We start from the raw sequence: 19992 nt of genomic DNA, 5'->3' as shown, positions 1-19992 counted from the left end.
AGCAAACCCAACAAGGAAGAACCATGCTCAACGAACAGACCTTGAACCAACTGCGCGCCCTGCGCCTGGACGGCATGGTGGCCGCCCTCAGCGACGCGGCCACCCACATCACAGCCAGCGAACTGCCCTTTGAACAACGTCTGGCGCTGCTGGTGCAGCGCGAGGTGGACTGGCGTGACAGCAAACGCCTGGAGCGCCTGCTCAAGGCGGCCCGCCTGAAGGTCTCCAGTGCCTGCCTGGAGGACATCGACTGGCGCGCCAGCCGGGGCCTGGGCCGGGAGGTCATCACCAGCCTGGCCGGCGGCGACTGGCTGCGCCATGGCCACAACGTGCTGCTGACCGGCGCCACCGGGTGCGGCAAGACGTGGCTTGCCTGCGCACTGGGGCAGCAGGCCGCGCGTCTGGGCTTCTCGGTGCTCTACACCCGCGCGCCACGGCTGCTGCAGGAGTTGCACGTGGCCCACGGCGATGGCAGCCTGGGCAAACGGCTGGCGCAACTGGCGCGGCTGGACCTGCTCATCCTGGACGACTTCGGCATCGCGCCGATTGCCGCGCACGAGCGAAACGACCTGCTGGAGTTGCTCGACGACCGGGTGGGTGCGCGCTCGACGCTCATCACCAGCCAGTTGCCGGTGACGGCCTGGCACGCCTGGCTGGACGAGCCCACGCTGGCCGACGCCATCCTGGACCGCATCGTGCACGGCTCGCACAAGATAGCCCTCAAGGGCGAGTCGATGAGAAAGCTGGCAAAGGCCGTCTGAGCCGGCCGCGCCGACCGCCATTCCACGCTGATGGCGGACACTTCGGCTACGATTTGAGCGTCACTCAGGACACCCGCGCAACGTGTCCGCCATCGCCTGGAACGCTGTCCGCGATGGGAATGGAATCACTGTCCGCCATCAGTGGAATGCGCACGTCGCGGTCCAGCAGCACGAAGCCCAGGTCTTCCTCCAGCTGTCGAACGGCCTTGCTGACGGCGGACTGGGTGGCGAAGACGGTGCGTGCGGCCTGGGAGAAGCCGCCTTGGCGGGTCACCTCCACCAGGGCGCGCAGGGGGCGAAGTTTGATGTCCATTCCAAAATGGAATTGATGTCAGTAGAACAATTCGCTTTCATCATGCTGCGGTGCGCCATACATTGCAAGCCAGCAGGAGGTAATTCCCATGAGCTTGCATGACATGTCCGTGATCACACGCCGCCAATGGCGCCACCACCGTCTGGTGCAGATCGCGCTGTTGGTGCTGGCCTGGCTGGCGGGCGAAGCCATTGTTCGGGTCAGCGGCATCGGCCTGCCCGGCGGCATCGTCGGCATGGCCCTGACCCTGCTGCTGCTGGCCACCGGCCAGATCCAACTGGGCAGCCTGCGCCGCGGGGCCCAGTGGTTCCTGGCGGAGATGCTGCTGTTCTTCGTGCCGGCCGTGCTGGCGGTGCTCAACCACCCGGAATTGTTCGGCTGGCTGGGGGCCAAGGTGCTGGCCGTGATCGTGCTGGGCACGCTGACCGTGATGGCGGTGACGTCGGTGGTGGTCGACATGGTGCTGCGGCTGACCCACGAGCGGGCCACCGCCTGAGGATCCACCATGGGCACGCTGTTGCTGACCCTGGGGTGGTCGACCATCACCATCCTCATCTACCTGGCCGCCAAGTCTTTCCATCGGCTGTTGCCACGTTGGTGGACGGCGCCGCTGGCCGTGACGCCGGCCGTGCTCATCGCGCTGGTGCTGCTGGCCCATGAGGACTACAGCGACTACATCCGTGGCACGCACTGGCTGGTGCTGCTGCTGGGGCCTGCGACCGTGGCTTTTGCCGTGCCCATCTTCGAGCAGCGTGCGCTGATCCGTCGCCACTGGCCGGCGCTGCTGCTGGGCATGGTGGCGGGCAGCACGGCCGCCATGCTGTCGGCCTGGGGGCTGGCCACCCTGCTGGGGGTGGGTGGCGAACTGCGGCTCAGTCTGCTGCCGCGCTCGATCAGCACCCCGTTCGCGATGACGGTGTCGGGCGACATCGGCGGTGTGCCCGATCTGACGGCGGTGTTCGTCGTCTTCACGGGGGTGCTCGGGGCCGCCCTGGGCGAAGGCATGCTGCGCTGGCTGCCCTTGCGCAGCAGCCTGGCCCGCGGCGCCCTGTTCGGCATGGGCGCCCACGGCGCCGGTGTGGCCAAGGCCAGCCAGGTGGGGCGGGAAGAGGGCGCCGTTGCGGGGCTGGTGATGGTGCTGGTGGGCGTGATGAATGTGCTGATGGCGCCGGTGCTGGCTCTGCTGCTGCGGTGAGTTGGTCGGGGCGTGGCATCATCCCGGTCCACCCCGACCGATCATGACCGAGCCCGAGATCCCCACGCCCCCCTTCACTGCGCAAGATGAAGCCGCGATGCGGATCGCGCTGGACCAGGCCCAGAACGCCTGGTTGGCCGGCGAGGTGCCGGTGGGCGCGGTCATCATGCGTGACGGCCAGGTGCTGGCCACGGGCTACAACCGCCCCATCACCACCCACGATCCGACGGCCCACGCCGAACTGGTGGCGCTGCGACACGCGGCCCAACTGGTCGAGAACTACCGCCTGCCCGAGTGCGAGCTCTTCGTCACCCTGGAGCCCTGCGCCATGTGCGCCATGGCCTTGATGCATGCGCGCTTCAAGCGGGTGGTCTTCGGGGCGCTCGACCCAAAGACGGGATCGGCCGGCTCCGTGGTGGATCTGTTCGCCCAGCCGCAGTTGAATCACCACACCCTCGTGCAGGGCGGCTTGATGGCCGACGCCTGCGGCCAGATCTTGCGCGACTTCTTCGCGGAACGGCGGCGTCAGCAACGTGCCTTGCGGCAAGCCTCACCCGAGCCATCCGGCCCGCCCGAGGCGTCGGCCATCCCGGCTGGGGAGGCGCTGGAACTGCCGCTGGATGCCCTCGATGAATTCTCTCCACCCCGTGCCTGACATGACCCTCGATTCCAAGCCCACCCTCACGATCTACTCGCCCGCCGGCGTGGTGCTGAAGGCAGCACCGGTGAAGCGGGCCGCCGCCCGGCTGAAGGCACGCGGCTTTGCGGTCCAGATTGATGAGGCGGCCTTGCTGAAGAGCCAACGCTTTGCCGGGGACGACGAGCAGCGTCTGGCCGCCATCCACCGGGTGGCCGCCGCAGCGCCGTCCGTGGCCATGGCCACGCGCGGCGGCTACGGCCTGTCCCGTCTGCTGGATCGCCTGGATTGGGACCTGCTGGCCCGCAGCGTGGCGCAAGGCACCCGTTGGGTGGGGCACAGCGACCTGACGGCGTTGCAGATGGGCCTGCTGGCCCACAAGAAGGCGCCAACGTGGTGCGGCCCGATGGCGGCGGGCGATTTTGGTGCGGACGATCTGGACGAGGTGACCCCGGACTGCTTCTGCGAAGCCATGTTCGGGGAACTGGAGGCCGTGGGTTTTCGGGCACCGGCCGGGTTTGATGGCCTGAGCGCCGCTGGGGTCTTGTGGGGCGGCAACCTCAGCATGCTGTGTGCCCTGCTGGGCACGCCCCACTGGCCCAAGGTGCGTGGTGGCATCCTCTTCTTGGAGGATGTGGCGGAACACCCCTACCGGGTCGAGCGGATGCTGCTGCAACTTCACCAGGCTGGCGTTCTGGCATCGCAGAAGGCCATTCTGCTGGGAGGCTTCACGGAATGGCGCAAATCGCCGATGGACCGTGGCTACGACCTCAAGAGCGTGGTGGAACACCTGCGCTCGCTGACCGGCGTGCCCATCCTCACTGGATTTCCCTTCGGACATGTGCCGACCAAGGTCACCATGCCCTTTGGCGTGCGTGTCCAACTGGCCGTGGAAGGGCGGGATGCCTTCATCGGGTGGCACTGATCACCCTCCCGTACAGTCTTCCCTGACAGAGAAAAGATCGCCGGCATAGGGGCGTGACGGCACAAGTGGCGCCAATCCCCCTCGTTCCCCCTAAGTCTGTGCAGCATCCATGCAACAAAACAGCCTGTTTGCGCGCCACTAAGGATTAGTGGGGGGGCTCCCCAGACGTGACCTTCCGTCACAATCAGTTCACACGTTCCTGGGGCAAGTACATCAAGGCTTCACAAGACCGGCATGTGCCTTGCTCCCGGAGTGGGTCTATCGATCAACCATCTGGAGAGTAGTCAGTGGCTCAAACTCGCAAATCAGCCCAGCTATGGCGTCGTTCCGCGATCGCAGTGGCAGTGGGCCTCAGTGTCATGTCTGGTGCTTCGTTCGCACAGTCGAACACCACCGGTGATATCTTTGGTCAGGTCACCGTGATCGAAGGCACGACCATCGTCGTGGAGAACGTCGCCACCGGCGTCAAGCGCACCATCACGCCTGACGCCTCCGGTCGTTTTGTGGCCAACTCGCTGCCCCCGGGCACTTACAAGGTGACCCAACTGCGCAATGGCGCTCCGGTCGGCACGGTGGACAACGTCGAGGTGTCCGTTGGCAAGAACCGGGAGGTTGCGTTCGGTGCTTCCGGTAGTACCCAAGTTGTGCAGGTTGTGGGCAAGATCGCTCAGATCGACGTCTCTAGCAGCGACAACAGCTCGGTGTTCACGGCCAAGCAACTGGAGAACCTGCCGATTGCTTCGAAGGACTTGAACGGCGTGATCGCGCTGGCGGCGAACACCGTCAAGGCTGATTCCCGTTACGACGGTGGCGTTAGCATCGGCGGCGGTGGTCCCTCGGAGAACGCGTACTACATCAACGGTTTCCCTGTCACCAATGCGCTGACCCAACTCGGCTCTATTGAACTGCCCTTCGGTGCGATCCAACAGGCCCAGGTCATGACCGGTGGCTATGGCGCGGAGTTCGGCCGCTCGGTCGGCGGCGTGGTCAACATCATCACAAAGAGCGGCACCAACGAGTGGCATGGTGGCGTCAACTTCGATTACGAGCCTGACTCCCTGCGCTCCAAGTCGCGCAATATCTACTACCCCAAAATGGGGTTCGACACCGACGGCTCGATCTACTACTACAAGGAAAAGAACAAGCGCGACAAGTACTCCTACGGCGCCTATGTGGGTGGCCCACTGGTGGAGGACAAGCTGTTCTTCTTCTTGGCGGCCGATCAGACCAAGCTGAAGACCGGCATGGTGAATTCGACCCCGGACGGTTCGGGTCTGGGGACAACTGGCTGGGATGACTCGGACAGCACCAACACCCGCTACCTGAGCAAGTTCGACTGGTACCTGAATGAGGACAACCGTCTGGAGCTGACCCTGCTGGGGGACAACTACAAGACGACCGACGACTACTACGGGTACGACTACGCCACCCACCAGAAGACGGGCTACTCGTATAGTCAGTATTCGAAGAACCTCGGTGGCTATACCCCGGGTGTGGGCGGCGATGCCCAGATTCTGAAGTACAGCGCCAACGTCACACCCGAATTGATGGTGACGGCTCTCTACGGGCAGAGCAAGACCAAGCACAACCAATCCTTCAGCTTTTCCCCGACTGCTCCCGAGATTTTCGCAAACAGCACAACGAACTCGACGGATCCCCGATACAGCTCGTTGCCGGATGTGCTGGCCAATCCCCTGCCGGCTGGCACCACGGTTATCCCGAATGGTGCTGAAGATTCCACCAAATCCTTCCGCTTCGACATCGAGTACCAGTTGGGCGATCACCTGTTGCGTGCCGGTATCGATGAGAATCGTCTGAAGTCGAAGAACGCAGGTGAGAAGTATCCTGGCGATTACTGGCGCTACTACAGGTATGACACCTCTAAGAAGGATTATGGAAACATTTTCTTCTACGGTGGGCAAAATACCACCCTGGTCGAAGCGGGCGCGACGCCGCTGAATGGCTATTACTACGCGGTGCGCAAGCGAGTCTTCGATACCGTGACCAATGCCGAGTCGGATCAGTCGGCGCAGTACATCGAGGATCGCTGGCAGGTCACCAAGGACCTGTTGGTTACTATGGGTCTGCGCAACGAGGGGTTCCAGAACAAGAATGGGGATGGTGAAACTTTCCTGAAGATGGACAGTTTCCTGGCGCCGCGACTGGCGGCTTCTTGGAATGTGAACGGTGACTCGTCGCTGAAGGTGTTCGGCTCGGCTGGCCGCTACAGTCTGCAGATCCCCACTCATGTGGCGGTTCGTGGTGCCAGCCGTTCCACCTACACTGACCAGTACTTTGCATACACCGGTATCGATCCTGTGACCGGCGCACCGACCGGTCTTGTGTCGCTGGGGGATCCCTATTCGGGGAATAATGAGTATGGGCAAAAGAAGAACCCTAAGAGTGTTGCGGGTCAAAACCTGAAGCCGACCTACCAGGATGAAATTACCCTGGGTGTGGAAAGCGCGCTCACGGCCGGTTTGACTGGCGGGGCCTCGGTGACTTACCGCAAGCTCAAGGAGACGATCGACGACTTCTGTGATTATCGTCCGATCGACGCCTATGCCGCAGCAAATGGCATCGAGTTCACGGGTGACTACTATCCGTTCGGATGCGCCACCATCAACCCCGGCAAGGGCACGACGATCTACCTTGATGCGGACGGCACCGGCAAGAACTTGGTTCCGTTCAAGCTCAGCGCGAAGGACATTGGCCTGCCCAAGCCGAAGCGGAGCTATCTGGCTGTCGACATGTTCCTGGAGCACCCCTTCAGCGACGGTTGGTACGGCAAGCTCACTTACACCTGGTCGCAGAGCAAGGGCAATACCGAGGGGCAGACCAAGTCCGACAATGCTCAGCAAGACGTGGCTGTGACTTCGACCTGGGACTTCCCGGAACTGATGGAAGGGTCCTACGGCTTCCTGCCGAACGACCGGACCCATCAGATCAAGGCTTACGGCTACTACCAACTGACGCCTGAATGGGGTTTCGGTGCCAACGCCATGATCGAGTCTGGCCGTCCCAAGAACTGCTTCGGCGATTATGGTGGTTCCGGCACGGACATCGGCGGCGGCTCCTACGGTGCAGTGTTCTTCTATTGCGACGGCAAGCCCAGCCCGCGTGGCTCGGCAGGTCGTCTGCCCTGGAACTACACTCTGGATCTGAGTGCCTCCTACAAGCCCGATTATGTGAAGGGGCTGGGTCTGCGTATGGACGTGTTCAACGTCTTCAACCGCCAAGTGGCGCAAGTTATCAACGAGGAGCACGATTCCGTTGCTTACTATGGTGGCAACAACCCCACCTACGGTCGCGTGATCAGTTACTCGACCCCGCGTACGATCCGCTTGTCGGCTCAATACGACTTCTGATCGAGAGTTCTCTTCTGAGTGTGAAAACCGCAGCTTCGGCTGCGGTTTTTTTATTCGGTCGAAGAGAAATTAAAAAGCCCACCGATGGGTGGGCTTGTTTTCAGCCGATTGATTGACTTTATTGCAGTGCCACCATTGCCCGCGACGTGATGTCATCTACCGAGCCCATGCCCGAGATCTTGCGGTAGGCCGGCGCGGCAGCGTCACCCGTCGCAGCCCAGTCGCTGTAGTAGCCCACCAGCGGCTTGGTCTGGGAGTGGTAGACCTCCAGACGCTTGCGCACGGTGGCTTCCTCGTCATCGGGGCGCTGCACCAGATCTTCGCCGGTCACATCGTCCTTGCCTGCCACTTTGGGCGGGTTGAACTTGACGTGGTAGGTGCGGCCGGAGGCCACATGCACCCGGCGGCCGCTCATGCGCTCGATGATGGCCTCGTCCGGCACATCGATCTCCAACACATAGTCCAGCTTGACGCCCGCCACCTTCATGGCTTCGGCCTGGGGAATGGTGCGAGGGAAGCCGTCGAACAGGAAGCCCTTGGCGCAGTCCGGTTGGGCGATGCGCTCCTTGACCAGGCCGATGATGATGTCGTCGCTGACCAAGCCACCCGCGTCCATCACCTTCTTGGCGGCCAGACCCAGCTCGGTGCCGGCCTTCACGGCAGCGCGCAGCATGTCGCCGGTGGAGATCTGGGGAATGCCGAATTTCTGGCAGATGAACGCTGCCTGGGTTCCTTTGCCGGCGCCTGGCGCGCCCAGAAGAATCAATCGCATGGAAATGCCTCGTGATGGTGAATTCTTTTTGCCGCAACGGGCTCAGTCAGGCCCCAGACAGGTGCCTGACCCTGTTCGAGGGCAGGATAGCATGGGCTCACCTGCACGGACCTGACGCGGCCGGAGGCGAGTTCTGCGGGCTTACCCGATGTAGTGTTGCTGTACGCGCAGAAGGTCTTCCGGCGTGTCCACGCCCGCGGGTGGCGGGGTGTCGGTGACATAGACGGCGATCCTGCCGCCGTGCCACAGGATGCGAAGTTGCTCCAGCGCTTCGGTGTGTTCGAGCGGGGCAGGCTCCAGCATGGGGAAGCGTTTCAGGAAGCCGACCCGGTACGCATACAGACCAATGTGTCGCAAGGCCGGGGGCTGCGGAGGGAGATGGGGTTCTCCGGGAGCGGAGCCATCCCTCCACCAAGGAATGCTGGCGCGGCTGAAGTAAAGGGCCCGGGCCGTCTTGTCGAGGACGACCTTCACCACATTCGGGTTGCGCAGATCAGCCACGGAGTCGATGCTGTGCGCCGCGGTGGCCGCCACGCAGTCGCTGCTGCGCTCCAGCAGCGCGGCGCAGGCCTGGACCAGGGCCGGGTCGATCAGGGGCTCGTCGCCTTGCACATTGACGACGATATCATCCTCGCTCAGCCCCAGTGTCACGCAGGCCTCGGCCAGTCGATCGCTGCCGCTTTGATGGTCGGCCCGCGTCATCACGGCGCGCACGCCATGGTCGGCGCAAGCCTGCAAGATTTCGGGCACATCGGTGGCCACCACCACCTGCGTGGCGCCGGCCAGCGCAGCGCGTTCGGCCACCCGCACCACCATGGGCTTGCCACCCAGGTCCGCCAGCGGCTTGCCCGGCAGCCTGGAAGAGGCCATGCGGGCGGGGATGAGGACGGTGAAGCTCACAAGGATTCCTCTGCGGCCAGCACGCGGGCTTCACCCTCCAGCATGATGGGAATGCCATCGCGCACCGGGAAGGCCAGCCGGTCGGCGGCGCAGACCAGCTCCATGGGACGCAGTTGCTCATCGCGTCGGAGCTGAAGAGGGCCTTTGCAGAGTGGGCATACCAGCATGTCGAGGAGTCGGTGGTCAGCGGTCATGGTGCACAGTGGAGTCGTGTCGAAGCATGCGATCCAGCGAGAGGATGGCTTCTTCGGGAAGCTGGAAGTCTAGCGCCACCACCCACAGCCGGGGACCGGTCTGGTGCTGTTCCGGCGCAAGCTTGACGGCATCCTTTTCGGTGATGAGCACGTCGGTCGCGTCCATCGGCCAGGGTGCGGTATCCAGGCGGGCGTGGTCGGGGAGGGGCAGCCGGTGAATGAACAGGCCGGCTTGTTCCAGTTGTCTGAAGAAGCGCTCCGGTTCGGCAATGGCGGCGCAGGCCAGCAGTGGCGCGTGCTGGGAGCGCTCGGCCAGAGCGCGCAGGCAGGCCGGATCCGCCGGCTGTCCGCGCCACCAGAGGTCCAGCGCCACGGCCCCGGCCAGTTGTCGTCTGGCGCAGTGCCCGAGCAGTCGCGTGCTGGGGTGGTCGGCGTTGTAGACGATCTCGCCGGGAGGCAGTGCTGCTGTCGGCCACTGACGGGGCAGGGGTTGACGCAAGGGGCCGGCAGGCAGGGGCAGGCCATTGCCCGCGCCGCGGCCATCGAAGACGATCACGCAGGCGGTTCGCTGCAGCCGGGTGTGCTGCAGGCCGTCGTCGGCCACCAGCAAGTCCACCTCCGGGTGGGCCGACAGCAGGGCCTGGGCTGCGGCATGTCGGTCACGCCCCACCCAGAGTGGCACGCCAGTGCGCAGACGAATCAGCAGCGGCTCGTCGCCGCTCAGGCTGGCCGGCGTGGAGGGCGTTACTTCGAGAAGATCATCGCCTTCGCGGCCATAGCCGCGGGACACCACGCCCGGATGCCAGCCTCGCTGCCGCAGGGCTTGCACCAGCGCCATGGTGGTGGGGGTCTTGCCGGCACCACCCACGATGAGGTTGCCCACCACAAGCACCGGGGCCCGCAGAGGCGGCTGCCGATGGGCCCAGCGCCGGCCCTGCCAGCGTTGCCATCCGGAGATCAGGAGATACAAGCCTGCCAGCGGCAACAGCAGCCACGCCCCCCAGCTGGGCCGAGAACGCCACCACTGCCGTTGCAGCCAGAGGGCCAGCGGCGACAGGGCGTTCACGGCTGAGCGTTGCTGCCTGGGCTGGGAAGCTGAGCGGCGAAGGTGATGCGGTTCAGTCCCACGCGGCGCGCGGCGTCCAGCACGTTGATCACGGACTGGTGGGCCGCCGTGGCGTCGGCGGAGATGACGATGAAGGGCTGGTCCTGTCCGCTCTCGGCCTTTTGCAGTGCGGCTGCCAAGGCTTCGACATTGCGGCCGTCCACGGACTGCCCGTCGACTGCATAGCGGCCGTCGGCCGACACGGCCACGACGATCTGAGCGGGCCGATCCTTCACCGGATCTGCCGCAGCCGACGGCAGGTTCACCTGCAGTTCGGTGAACTTGGCGTAGGTGGTGGACAGCATCAGGAAGATGAGGATCACCAGCAGCACATCGATGAACGGGATCAGGTTGATCTCGGGCTCATCGGAGGAGGATCCGCGGAAATTCATGGTCTGGGGGACGCGGTTCAGCGGGAGCCCTGTCGCAGCAACTGCTGCAGCAGCCGCTCGCTGGCCTGCTCCATGTCATGCAGGAAATCGTTCACCCGGCTGCGGAAGTAGCGGTGGGCCATCAGCGAGGGGATGGCCACCATCAGGCCGAACGCCGTGTTGTAGAGCGCCACCGAAATGCCGTGCGCCAACTGGGTCGGGTTGGTGCCGCTGCCGGGGGCCTGGGAGCCGAAGATCTCGATCATGCCGATCACCGTGCCCAGCAAGCCCAGCAACGGAGCGGCCGAGGCGATGGTGGCGATGGCGTTGAGATAGCGGTCCAGGCGGTGCGCTGCGGAACGGCCGGCCGACTCGAAGGCCTGGCGAAGCGAGGCCTCGGGTGCGCGGGGGTCGGTCGCCCAGGCCCGCAGCCCACCGGCCAACACGCTGCCCATGACGGAGTTGTCGGACAGCTTTTTGAGCACCTCCGCGTTCGGCGCGCCCTGCTTGGCCACGGCGATCACTTCATCGACCAGGCCCTCGGGGGCGACGCGGCTGCGCCGGAGGGTCATCAGGCGTTCCAGGATGAGGGCAAGCGCCCCGACAGAACACAACATCAGCGGCCAGATCGGCCAGCCTGCGGCTTGTAAGATGGACAGCAACGAGATTCCTCTGGCGCATGGCCCTGCGAACGGTTGCCGCGATTATGGACTGAAGCGGCAGCGCTTCGCGCCAGGCGTGAGGCCTGTGCGCGACGGCTTGTGTCCGCGGGCCGGCATCCACAGTTCCTGTGGATAACTTTGTGGGTAAGCCAGCTGAATCAGGGCTCGGGCCCCGATATCTCAAGGGATTTCTTAGTTTGCCCCAAAAGTTGGCGGGCAAAAGTCTTTTCAAATCAGGTGCTTGTGACGAAAACGCGTTTGTTGGGCCTGGGCGGGCGGGCGGGCCAGTTCGAGGTCGCCCGGGTGGATATCTGCCTGCCGGATGGGTTGCGGGAGGCACGCGGTGTCAACCTGGGATGACTCAGGCGCCACCGTGGCGCGTCCCGCGGCATGGACGGTGGCCGCCTTGCTGCTGGCCGTGGCGGATGCCCTGTCCGCCCGGTTCGGATCGGTCACCGTGCGCGGAGAGGTGTCCGGCTTCACCCGCGCGACCAGCGGACACTGCTATTTCTCGCTGAAGGACGGTGAGGGCCACGGGGCTTCGCTGCGCTGCGTGATGTTCCGCAGGCAGGCCGGGTTGCTGCAGAGTCTTCCGCGGGAAGGGCAGCAGGTCGAGGTCCGTGGGCGGCTGTCGCTGTATGAGCCGCGTGGTGAACTGCAGCTGGTGGTGGAGTCGCTTCAATCGGTGGGCGCTGGCCGGCTGTACGAAGAGTTCCTGCGTCTGAAGGCGCGGCTGGAGCAGGCGGGCTGGTTCGATCCGGCGCGCAAGCGCCCCCTGCCACCCCATCCTCGGGTGATCGGCGTCATCACGTCGGCGAGTGGCGCCGTCTGGCACGACGTGGTGACCACCCTCAGGCGCAGGGCCCCCCACGTGCGGGTGATCTTGTATCCCTCGCTGGTCCAGGGGGGGGAGGCGCCTGCAGCGCTGCGGGCGGCGCTGGCCCTGGCCAATGCACGCGCAGAGGTCGAGGTGATCCTGCTGTGCCGCGGCGGCGGTAGCCTGGAAGACCTCTGGGCATTCAACGATGAGCAGCTGGTCATGGCGGTGGCGCAGTCGCCCATCCCGGTTGTCAGCGGCGTGGGGCATGAAACCGATATCACCCTGACCGACTGGGCGGCGGATCTGCGCGCCCCCACCCCCACGGCTGCGGCTGAACTGGTCTCGCCGGCCCGGGATGAACTGTTGCAGATGCTGGAGGTGAGGGCGCAGTCCATGATGCGGCGGGTGCACCAACGCCTGGACGAAGCTGCGCAGCGACTGGATCTGGCGGGCCTGCGGCTGCGGGATCCGCGCCGGGCGTTGCAGTCCCAAGGAGATCGGCTGCGTTTGGCGCAGCAGCGCTTGTCGGGTGCTTTGCAGGGGGAGTCGCAGCGTTTGGCGCGACAGTTCGCAGACCGGCGTCAGCGCTGGCAGCACTTGGTGGAGCGCACGCTGCGGGAGGCCTCGCACGAGCTCGGTCTGCAGGAGGCCCGACTGAAGTTGGTGGATCCCCGCGGCGTGCTTTCGCGCGGCTACGCCTGGATAGAAGGGGCAGAGGGGCGGCCGATCGTGTCAGCTGCGTCCCTGGCGGTCGGAGAGGGCGTTCGTGCCGTCTGGGCGGACGGCACGGCCCAGGCCTGCATCACCGCAGTGGAGCTGCAGCCGGCTCCGCCGCTTCCTCCCAGGCGTACACGGGGTTGATCGGCCGTGCCTACAATGAATTCGGATTCTGTTGACCCCGGATTCGGCGGGTCACGCGCCTGTTGAACCATCCTCGAAAGGAAATTGCATGGAACACACTCTGCCGCCGCTGCCGTTCGGCCTGGATGACCTGACGCCTCACATGAGCCGGGAAACCCTGGAATATCACTACGGCAAGCACCACAACGCCTACGTCGTGAACCTCAACAACCTGATCGGCGGCACCGAGTTCGCCGGTCTGCCGCTGGAAGACGTGGTCAAGAAGTCGGCCGGCCCCGTCTACAACAACGCTGCCCAGATCTGGAACCACACCTTCTTCTGGAACTGCCTGAAGAAGAACGGTGGCGGTGAGCCCTCGGGTGCTCTGGCTGCGGCGATCAATGCCAAGTGGGGCTCCTACGCTGCCTTCAAGGAAGCCTTCACCAAGAGTGCCGTGGGCAACTTCGGTTCGGGCTGGACCTGGCTGGTGAAGAAGGCCGACGGCACCGTGGACATCGTGAACATGGGCGCCGCCGGCACCCCGCTGACCACCGGCGACAAGCCCCTGCTGACCATCGACGTGTGGGAGCATGCCTACTACATCGATTACCGCAATCTGCGTCCGAAGTTCGTGGAGACCTTCCTGAACAACCTGGTGAACTGGTCGTTCGCCGAAGCGAACTTCGCCAGCTGATTGCCCCCTGGGCATCCCAGTTCAAGGCCGGCTGTTGCCGGCCTTTTTTCATGGCCTGGCCGTCCGCGGAATCAGCTGCCCGCGAACACGGGGCCCGACAGGTGCGCGCCCGCCTTGAGGCCGCGCTTGGCGAACCAGCCTTGGTTCATCTCCAGCACAAAGCGAACCGGCTTGCGTGAGCAATGCGAGTTCTCTGTCTGGGGGGCCATGTCTTCGATGTTCACGATGGTGCCGTCGCTGGCGATGAAGGCTGCCGACAGCGGGATCAGCGTGTTCTTCATCCAGAAGCACTGGGTGGCCGGTTCCTCGAAGACGAACAGCATCCCCTCATGGGGCGCCATGGATTTGCGGAACATCAGCCCGATTTCCCGCTGCTGCGGCGTCTGCGCCACCTGGGCCACGATGTTGTACATACCGGCCGACAAGGTCAGGGTGGGCAGGTTCTGGGCCTCCTGGGCTTGAGCGCCATGGGGGAAAACCCCCAGCAAGCCCAGCATGGCGCTCCACGCGATGAGATTACGCTTGATCAATGTCATTTCTGATGTATCCGTTGGCCCTAACATGCTGAAACGCTGCTGCCCGCCGGGCGGCTGACAGTCCATCGTTTCTCCGCCTCCATGAACGCTGTTGTCGCCCCATCCCGTTCGGAATCCATGCACGCCAGCGATCTGGATGTGCTGGATGACCCGATCGAGCAGCAGCGCTTCACCCGGTGGACGGAAGAGGCGGACGGGAGGCGTCATGCCGAATCCGCGTTCCAGTTGAGCGGAATGTACTGCGCGGCGTGCGCCGGCATCATCGAATCGGCTTTGGCGGCCGTGCCGGGGGTGGAGGAGGCCAGCGTTAACTCGGCTTCTCGCCGGGCCATGGTGCGCTGGAACCCCGCCCAGACATCGCCATCGGTCATGGTGCGCGCCATTCGGGGCGCTGGCTATGACGCGGTGCCCGATGCGGCGGCGTCGGCCCGGGAACTGCGCCGAAAGGAGCGCCGACAGGCGCTCTGGCGCGTCTTCGTGGCCAGCTTCTGTGCCATGCAGGTCATGATGTTCGCCACGCCCAGTTACGTGGCACATGGCAGCGAGCTGGCACCCGACCTGAGGCAGTTGCTGAACTGGGCGAGTTGGTTGGTGTCCATCCCGGTGATGGCCTTCTCGGCCGGCCCCTTTTTCAAGGGGGCCTGGGCCAGCCTGCGCGCGCGTCGGATCGGCATGGACATTCCGGTGGCGCTGGGCCTGCTGGTCACCTTCGTGGCCAGCTCCGGGGCCACCTTCGACCCACAGGGGCCGTTCGGCCACGAGGTCTATTTCGATTCACTCACGATGTTCGTCAGCTTCCTGCTGGCGGGCCGGTTCCTGGAGATGTCTGCACGCCATCGCGCGGCCGAGGCGTTGGAGGACACGCTCTCCCGCATGCCGGAGACGGCGCTTCGCCTGACAGGACAGGGGGATGCGGTCGAGACCGTCAGCGTGTTGCGGCTGGTCAAGGGGGACCGGGTGCGCGTGCCCGTGGGGGCGGCCTTTCCGGCAGACGGGCCATTGGAGGAGGGCCGCACCCAGGCGGACGAATCCCTGCTGACCGGTGAATCGCGACCGGTCGAGAAGCGGGCTGGCGACGAGGTGGTGGCCGGCAGCGTGAACCTGTCCGCGCCGGTGACCATGCGCGTCGAGCGGGTGGGTGCCGATACACGACACGAGGCCATCGTGGCGATGATGCGGGATGCCATGAGCCAGCGTCCGGCCCTGGCGCGCTGGGCGGACGCCTGGGCTGGACCGTTTCTCTGGACGGTGCTGGCGCTGGCCCTGGGGTCGGGGCTGGTCTGGACTTGGGTTGAACCGTCTCGCGCCGTCTGGGTGGTGGTATCGGTCCTGATCGTCACGTGTCCGTGTGCACTGTCGCTGGCGGCGCCTTCGGCGCTGGTGGCGGCGGCGGGGGCCCTGGCCCGCAAGGGCGTGATGGTCCAGCGGTTGGATGCCCTGGAGGCGCTGGCCTCCATGAGTCGGCTGTACACCGACAAGACGGGCACGCTGACCGAGGAGCGTCCGCAGTGGGCGCGGACGGTTCTGCTGCAGGACGGCCAAGAGGATGCGGATGCGCGTGAGCTGATGCGATTGGCCGCTTCGCTGGCCACGTGGTCGACCCATCCGCTGTCCCAGTCGCTGGCGGCCGCTGAAACGTCCGGCACGCGGGCGGTGTGGCGCCGGGTGGGCGAGCAGCCGGGGGCGGGACTTGAGGGGACGGACGAGCATGGTGTCCAGTGGCGGCTGGGCGCCCTGTCCTGGGTCCAGGGCGCGGGTGTGGGGGAGCTCACCTCGGCCGCCGCGGCAGGCGACGCGCCCTGCGTCTATTTCGGGCGATCTGGTCGCCCCTTGGCGCGCTTCGAGTTCGACGAGCGGCTTCGTCCGGGTGTGCCTGAGGCGCTGGCCGCCCTGCAGGCCGACGGCGTGCAGGTCGGATTGCTCTCCGGTGATCTCGGTGCGCGGGTTCAGAGGATCGCGCAGTTGCTGGGCCTTCGGGACGTTCATGGTGACGCCACGCCGAGTCTGAAGCGCGACGTGCTGGCGGCCGCCCAGGCCGAGGGGGCGGTGGTCGGGATGGTGGGGGACGGCATCAACGATGCGCCCGTCCTGGCGCGCGCCAACGTGTCCTTTGCCATGGGGCAGGGGGCCCTGGTGTCCCGCGCCAATGCCGACGCGGTCATCGTCTCGAACCGCTTCGACGATCTCCTGCTGGCCCGGCGCCTGGCGCGGCAGGCCATGGGGGTGGTGCGTCAGAACCTGGTGTGGGCGGCGCTTTACAACGCGGCCTGTATTCCCTTGGCCATGCTGGGCTATCTCCCCCCCTGGGGGGCAGGCCTGGGCATGGCAATGAGTTCACTGTTGGTGGTGGGCAACTCCTGGCGCATCGGCCGCTGAGCGTGCCCCGACCTCTTTCTGTCTGCTTGCAAACGCCCCGATGGACATTCTCTACCTGCTGATACCGCTCTCCGCCGTGCTGGTGCTCGTGATCATCGGCGTGTTCGGCTGGGCCCTGCATCGGGGTCAGTTTGACGACCTGGAGCGCGAAGGTGAGCGGATCCTGCAACAGGACGCGACCGTCGTTGATGACGATCAAGCGCCCCGTCAGGGTGTTCAAAAACAATCCAACCCGTCTCAGTGAGTCAAGAGTCTCGATAAGAAGGAGGCCTTCCGATGGCAAATAGTTCCGCGCCGGCGCAACCGGCATACACAGACGCCGTGGTGAGGGGGTTCGCCCTCGTCGCGGTGTTGTACGGCATCGTAGGGATGCTGGTAGGGGTGATCGTCGCGTCCCAGTTGGCGTGGCCTGAACTCATCAACGGCATCCCCTGGTTGACCTATGGTCGCCTGCGGCCGCTGCACACGAATGCTGTGATCTTTGCATTTGGCGGCTCGGTGCTTTTTGCCACCAGCTATCACGTGGTCCAGCGCACCTGCCAGACCGCCCTGTTCCTGCCCAAGCTGGCCTGGTTCACCTTCATCGGCTGGAACCTGATCGTGCTGTCGGCGGTGGTGACCCTGCCGCTGGGCATGACCAGCGGCAAGGAGTACGCCGAACTCGAGTGGCCGATCGACATTGCCATCGCCATCGTGTGGGTGGCCTATGCGGTCGTGTTCTTCGGCACCATCGGCATCCGCAAGGTGCGCCACATCTATGTGGCCAACTGGTTCTTCGGCGCCTTCATCATCGCCGTGGCCTTGCTGCACATCGTCAACAGTGCCGAAGTGCCCGTCACCCTGTGGCCGATGAAGTCCTACTCCGCCTATGCGGGTGTCCAGGACGCGATGGTCCAGTGGTGGTACGGCCACAACGCTGTGGGCTTCTTCCTGACCGCGGGCTTCCTGGGGATCATGTACTACTACATCCCCAAGCAGGCCGAGCGTCCCGTGTACTCGTATCGCCTGTCGATCGTGCACTTCTGGGCCCTGATCTTCACCTACATGTGGGCGGGCCCCCACCACCTGCACTACACCGCGCTGCCCGACTGGGCCCAGTCGGTGGGCATGATCTTCTCGCTGGTGCTGCTGGCGCCCTCCTGGGGCGGCATGATCAACGGCATCATGACCCTGTCGGGTGCCTGGCATAAGCTGCGCGACGACCCGATCCTGAAGTTCCTGATCGTGTCCCTGTCGTTCTACGGCATGTCGACCTTCGAAGGCCCGATGATGTCGATCAAGACCGTGAACGCGCTGTCGCACTACACGGACTGGACCGTCGGCCACGTGCATTCCGGTGCCTTGGGCTGGGTGGGCATGGTGTCGATCGGCGCCCTGTATCACCTGATTCCCCGCATGTTCGGCCGCAAGAGCATGTACAGCACCCGTGCGATCGAACTGCACTTCTGGATCGCCACCATCGGCATCGTGCTCTACATCGCCGCGATGTGGATTGCCGGTGTGATGCAGGGTCTGATGTGGCGCGCAGTGAACCCGGACGGCACGCTGGTCTACAGCTTTGTCGAGTCGGTCAAGGCCACCTATCCGTTCTACGTGATTCGCGTCTGTGGCGGCCTGCTGTATCTGACCGGCATGGTGATCATGGCCTGGAACACGATCATGACTGTCGCCAATGGCCGTGCCGTGCCGACGCCGATTCCGGCCGTGCCGGCACACGCCTGAGATTGAAGGAGAACAACACATGGCGAGCCAACACAAGCCATCTGGTCACGAGAAGATCGAGACCAGTAACTTCCTGATGATCGTCCTGATCCTGATCGCCGTGGCGTTCGGTGGTCTGGTCGAGATCGTTCCACTGTTCTTCCAGCACTCCACCACCCAGCCGGTGCCGGGCCTCAAGCCCTACACCCCGCTGCAGCTGGCGGGCCGGGATGTCTACATCCGCGAGGGCTGCTACAACTGCCACTCCCAGATGATCCGTCCCTTCCGGGCGGAAACGCTGCGCTACGGCCCGTACTCGGTCGCAGGCGAGTTCGTCTATGACCACCCCTTCCAGTGGGGCAGCAAGCGGACGGGCCCGGATCTGCAGCGCGTGGGGGGCCGCTACAGCGATGAGTGGCACCGCGTGCATCTGAACAATCCGCGTGATGTGGTGCCCGAGTCCAACATGCCTTCCTTCCCCTGGCTGAAGGACAACACCCTGGATCCGGCGGCTATCGGCCCGAAGATGAGCGCGCTGCGCAAGGTGGGTGTTCCCTACACCGATGCGGAGATCGCCGCTGCAGGCGACGAGGTGAAGGGCAAGACCGAGCTGGACGCCCTGGTGGCCTACCTGCAGGTCCTGGGCACGGCCCGCAAGTGATGACGAGGAGCAGAGCATGTCGATCGATCTGAACTCGCTGCGCAGCATCGTGACCGTGGTGTCCCTGCTGCTGTTCATCGGGCTGATGGTGTGGACCTGGAGTCGTCGGCGTCAGTCCGCCTTCGATGAGGCGGCCCAACTGCCATTTCTGGACGACGACGCGCCCGGTTCCACGTCCACCCACAAATGATGCGTGAGGGGTCGGGCGACCGACCCCGTCACTGGAGAATGGAATGAGTGACTTTTTCAACATCGGATGGTCGGTCTATATCGCGGCCATCGTGATTGGGGGTCTCGTCTTCTGCCTGGCGTTGTTGATCATCGCCAGCCGCCGGAGAGTGATGGCCGATGACAACAGCACGGGCCACGTCTGGGACGAGGACCTCAAGGAAATGAACAACCCGCTGCCTCGCTGGTGGATGGGCCTGTTCGTGATCACGGTGGTCTTTGCCGCGATCTACCTCGCGCTCTACCCCGGCCTGGGGGCCAACAAGGGGACGCTGCAGTGGTCCGCCGTGGGCCAGCTGCAGGCTGAGAACGAGAAGGCGCGTGCCGCCATGGCGCCGGTGTATGCCAGCTTTGCCAACCTGACGGCAGCCGATCTGGCCAAGAATTCGCAGGCCATGGCGATCGGCGAACGCCTCTTCGTGAACAACTGTGCCCAGTGTCACGGCTCCGATGCGCGCGGCAGCAAGGGCTTCCCGAACCTGACCGACAAGGACTGGCTGGGCGGCGACGGCAGCCCCGAGTACATCGAGAAGACCATCCTCAATGGGCGGCAGGGCGTGATGCCCGTGATGGCGCCTGCGGTGGGGACGCCTGAAGATGTGCGCAACGTGGCGAACTATGTGCTGAGCCTGTCGGGCAGCCCCCACAACTCCGTGGCCGCTCAATTGGGCAAGCCCAAGTTCGTGGTCTGCGCTGCCTGCCATGGCCCGGAAGGCAAGGGCAATCCGGTCATCGGCGCGCCCAATCTGACCGACAAGATCTGGCTGCATGGGTGGGGCGAACAGGCGGTGATGGACATGGTCAATCATGGCAAGACCAATGTGATGCCGCCGCAAGGTCAGCGTTTCACGCCTGAGCAGATCAAGGTGCTGACGGCCTATGTCTGGAATTTGTCTCAGAACACGAAGGTCGCGGCTCAGTGAGCTAAAGTGA

At 64.7% G+C, this 19992-nt stretch carries 21 protein-coding genes and 1 pseudogene; 14 read left to right on the top strand and 8 right to left on the bottom strand.

What is annotated here, in order from left to right; genetic code table 11:
* The first annotated feature begins 23 nt into the window (after positions 1-23).
* A complete protein-coding gene (gene istB, locus LRM40_RS10635; RefSeq protein ID WP_151126053.1) occupies positions 24-761 on the top strand; it encodes an IS21-like element helper ATPase IstB in 738 nt (245 codons plus the stop codon).
* Between the two features lie 157 nt (positions 762-918).
* Here istB and LRM40_RS21465 read toward each other — a convergent pair.
* Positions 919-1068: pseudogene (locus tag LRM40_RS21465) on the bottom strand (LysR family transcriptional regulator); the annotation flags it as partial.
* A gap of 109 nt (positions 1069-1177) precedes the next feature.
* Between LRM40_RS21465 and LRM40_RS10625 the strand changes: the two are divergent.
* The 5 genes from LRM40_RS10625 (at position 1178) to LRM40_RS10605 (ending at position 7199) form a co-directional block, all read left to right on the top strand.
* Positions 1178-1570, top strand: a complete 393-nt coding sequence (locus LRM40_RS10625; RefSeq protein WP_231067505.1) for a CidA/LrgA family protein — start codon at positions 1178-1180, stop codon at positions 1568-1570.
* A gap of 9 nt (positions 1571-1579) precedes the next feature.
* Complete coding sequence (locus LRM40_RS10620) at positions 1580-2269, top strand: LrgB family protein (protein ID WP_151123078.1); 690 nt, start codon at positions 1580-1582, stop codon at positions 2267-2269.
* Positions 2270-2312: 43 nt separating this feature from the next.
* Positions 2313-2924 (top strand): tRNA adenosine(34) deaminase TadA, encoded by a 612-nt coding sequence (gene tadA / locus LRM40_RS10615; RefSeq protein WP_151123079.1) that lies wholly within the window; start codon positions 2313-2315, stop codon positions 2922-2924.
* Between the two features lies 1 nt (position 2925).
* Positions 2926-3831, top strand: coding sequence for an LD-carboxypeptidase (locus LRM40_RS10610; RefSeq protein ID WP_231067504.1), 906 nt, complete (start codon positions 2926-2928; stop codon positions 3829-3831).
* Positions 3832-4118: 287 nt separating this feature from the next.
* A complete protein-coding gene (locus LRM40_RS10605) occupies positions 4119-7199 on the top strand; it encodes a TonB-dependent receptor (protein WP_151123081.1) in 3081 nt (1026 codons plus the stop codon).
* 118 nt (positions 7200-7317) lie between these two features.
* Here the strand turns inward: LRM40_RS10605 and adk are convergent, their stop codons facing one another.
* The 6 genes from adk to LRM40_RS10575 all read right to left on the bottom strand — a co-directional run bounded on the left by adk (position 7318) and on the right by LRM40_RS10575 (position 11203).
* Positions 7318-7971, bottom strand: a complete 654-nt coding sequence (gene adk, locus LRM40_RS10600; protein WP_151123082.1) for an adenylate kinase — start codon at positions 7969-7971, stop codon at positions 7318-7320.
* Between the two features lie 141 nt (positions 7972-8112).
* On the bottom strand, positions 8113-8871 hold the full coding sequence (kdsB, locus tag LRM40_RS10595) for a 3-deoxy-manno-octulosonate cytidylyltransferase (RefSeq protein WP_151123083.1): 759 nt from the start codon (positions 8869-8871) through the stop codon (positions 8113-8115).
* Positions 8868-9065, bottom strand: coding sequence for a Trm112 family protein (locus tag LRM40_RS10590; RefSeq protein ID WP_151123084.1), 198 nt, complete (start codon positions 9063-9065; stop codon positions 8868-8870). The genes kdsB and LRM40_RS10590 overlap by 4 nt, the downstream gene beginning before the upstream one ends.
* A complete protein-coding gene (lpxK, locus tag LRM40_RS10585; RefSeq protein ID WP_151123085.1) occupies positions 9055-10131 on the bottom strand; it encodes a tetraacyldisaccharide 4'-kinase in 1077 nt (358 codons plus the stop codon). Before lpxK ends, LRM40_RS10590 begins: the two co-directional genes overlap by 11 nt.
* Positions 10128-10562: an ExbD/TolR family protein gene (locus tag LRM40_RS10580; RefSeq protein WP_151123086.1), complete on the bottom strand. Its 435-nt coding sequence runs from the start codon at positions 10560-10562 to the stop codon at positions 10128-10130. Before LRM40_RS10580 ends, lpxK begins: the two co-directional genes overlap by 4 nt.
* A gap of 17 nt (positions 10563-10579) precedes the next feature.
* Positions 10580-11203: a MotA/TolQ/ExbB proton channel family protein gene (locus tag LRM40_RS10575; RefSeq protein ID WP_151123087.1), complete on the bottom strand. Its 624-nt coding sequence runs from the start codon at positions 11201-11203 to the stop codon at positions 10580-10582.
* Between the two features lie 322 nt (positions 11204-11525).
* Here LRM40_RS10575 and xseA point away from each other — a divergent pair, with 322 nt between their 5' ends.
* Both xseA and LRM40_RS10565 read left to right on the top strand, forming a co-directional pair.
* A complete protein-coding gene (gene xseA / locus LRM40_RS10570; RefSeq protein ID WP_151123088.1) occupies positions 11526-12884 on the top strand; it encodes an exodeoxyribonuclease VII large subunit in 1359 nt (452 codons plus the stop codon).
* Between the two features lie 88 nt (positions 12885-12972).
* Entirely contained in the window at positions 12973-13557 is a 585-nt protein-coding gene (locus LRM40_RS10565; protein WP_151123089.1) for a superoxide dismutase, read from the top strand.
* 71 nt (positions 13558-13628) lie between these two features.
* Here LRM40_RS10565 and LRM40_RS10560 read toward each other — a convergent pair whose 3' ends face one another.
* A complete protein-coding gene (locus LRM40_RS10560) occupies positions 13629-14093 on the bottom strand; it encodes a DUF192 domain-containing protein (RefSeq protein ID WP_211372948.1) in 465 nt (154 codons plus the stop codon).
* 81 nt (positions 14094-14174) lie between these two features.
* Here LRM40_RS10560 and LRM40_RS10555 point away from each other — a divergent pair, with 81 nt between their 5' ends.
* Genes LRM40_RS10555 through ccoP form a run of 6 tightly spaced genes read left to right on the top strand, consistent with a single transcriptional unit; the run spans position 14175 to position 19982 of the window.
* Positions 14175-16469: a heavy metal translocating P-type ATPase gene (locus LRM40_RS10555; RefSeq protein ID WP_151123090.1), complete on the top strand. Its 2295-nt coding sequence runs from the start codon at positions 14175-14177 to the stop codon at positions 16467-16469.
* Positions 16470-16509: 40 nt separating this feature from the next.
* Complete coding sequence (gene ccoS, locus LRM40_RS10550) at positions 16510-16713, top strand: cbb3-type cytochrome oxidase assembly protein CcoS (protein WP_022982560.1); 204 nt, start codon at positions 16510-16512, stop codon at positions 16711-16713.
* Positions 16714-16745: 32 nt separating this feature from the next.
* Positions 16746-18191 (top strand): cytochrome-c oxidase, cbb3-type subunit I, encoded by a 1446-nt coding sequence (gene ccoN, locus LRM40_RS10545; RefSeq protein ID WP_151123091.1) that lies wholly within the window; start codon positions 16746-16748, stop codon positions 18189-18191.
* A gap of 19 nt (positions 18192-18210) precedes the next feature.
* A complete protein-coding gene (gene ccoO, locus LRM40_RS10540; RefSeq protein WP_151123092.1) occupies positions 18211-18831 on the top strand; it encodes a cytochrome-c oxidase, cbb3-type subunit II in 621 nt (206 codons plus the stop codon).
* A 16-nt stretch (positions 18832-18847) separates the two neighbouring features.
* Positions 18848-19021 (top strand): cbb3-type cytochrome oxidase subunit 3, encoded by a 174-nt coding sequence (locus LRM40_RS10535; RefSeq protein WP_151123093.1) that lies wholly within the window; start codon positions 18848-18850, stop codon positions 19019-19021.
* A 43-nt stretch (positions 19022-19064) separates the two neighbouring features.
* A complete protein-coding gene (gene ccoP / locus LRM40_RS10530; protein ID WP_151123094.1) occupies positions 19065-19982 on the top strand; it encodes a cytochrome-c oxidase, cbb3-type subunit III in 918 nt (305 codons plus the stop codon).
* Positions 19983-19992: the final 10 nt, after the last annotated feature.

Origin of the sequence: Ideonella dechloratans, from assembly GCF_021049305.1 — a bacterium.
Classification (GTDB): domain Bacteria; phylum Pseudomonadota; class Gammaproteobacteria; order Burkholderiales; family Burkholderiaceae_C; genus Ideonella; species Ideonella dechloratans.
The sequence above is the reverse complement of the archived record's forward strand: the minus strand, read 5'-3'. Positions and strand labels throughout refer to the sequence as shown.

Excerpts from the sequence above, each read along its gene's own strand:
- istB (WP_151126053.1), top strand. The coding sequence starts at position 24 with ATGCTCAACGAACAGACCTTGAACCAACTGCGCGCCCTGCGCCTGGAC.
- LRM40_RS10625 (WP_231067505.1), top strand. The coding sequence starts at position 1,178 with ATGTCCGTGATCACACGCCGCCAATGGCGCCACCACCGTCTGGTGCAG.
- LRM40_RS10620 (WP_151123078.1), top strand. The coding sequence starts at position 1,580 with ATGGGCACGCTGTTGCTGACCCTGGGGTGGTCGACCATCACCATCCTC.
- tadA (WP_151123079.1), top strand. The coding sequence starts at position 2,313 with ATGACCGAGCCCGAGATCCCCACGCCCCCCTTCACTGCGCAAGATGAA.
- LRM40_RS10610 (WP_231067504.1), top strand. The coding sequence starts at position 2,926 with ATGACCCTCGATTCCAAGCCCACCCTCACGATCTACTCGCCCGCCGGC.
- adk (WP_151123082.1), bottom strand. The coding sequence starts at position 7,971 with ATGCGATTGATTCTTCTGGGCGCGCCAGGCGCCGGCAAAGGAACCCAG.
- LRM40_RS10590 (WP_151123084.1), bottom strand. The coding sequence starts at position 9,065 with ATGACCGCTGACCACCGACTCCTCGACATGCTGGTATGCCCACTCTGC.
- LRM40_RS10580 (WP_151123086.1), bottom strand. The coding sequence starts at position 10,562 with ATGAATTTCCGCGGATCCTCCTCCGATGAGCCCGAGATCAACCTGATC.
- xseA (WP_151123088.1), top strand. The coding sequence starts at position 11,526 with ATGGGTTGCGGGAGGCACGCGGTGTCAACCTGGGATGACTCAGGCGCC.
- LRM40_RS10565 (WP_151123089.1), top strand. The coding sequence starts at position 12,973 with ATGGAACACACTCTGCCGCCGCTGCCGTTCGGCCTGGATGACCTGACG.
- LRM40_RS10560 (WP_211372948.1), bottom strand. The coding sequence starts at position 14,093 with ATGACATTGATCAAGCGTAATCTCATCGCGTGGAGCGCCATGCTGGGC.
- LRM40_RS10555 (WP_151123090.1), top strand. The coding sequence starts at position 14,175 with ATGAACGCTGTTGTCGCCCCATCCCGTTCGGAATCCATGCACGCCAGC.
- ccoS (WP_022982560.1), top strand. The coding sequence starts at position 16,510 with ATGGACATTCTCTACCTGCTGATACCGCTCTCCGCCGTGCTGGTGCTC.
- ccoN (WP_151123091.1), top strand. The coding sequence starts at position 16,746 with ATGGCAAATAGTTCCGCGCCGGCGCAACCGGCATACACAGACGCCGTG.
- ccoO (WP_151123092.1), top strand. The coding sequence starts at position 18,211 with ATGGCGAGCCAACACAAGCCATCTGGTCACGAGAAGATCGAGACCAGT.
- LRM40_RS10535 (WP_151123093.1), top strand. The coding sequence starts at position 18,848 with ATGTCGATCGATCTGAACTCGCTGCGCAGCATCGTGACCGTGGTGTCC.
- ccoP (WP_151123094.1), top strand. The coding sequence starts at position 19,065 with ATGAGTGACTTTTTCAACATCGGATGGTCGGTCTATATCGCGGCCATC.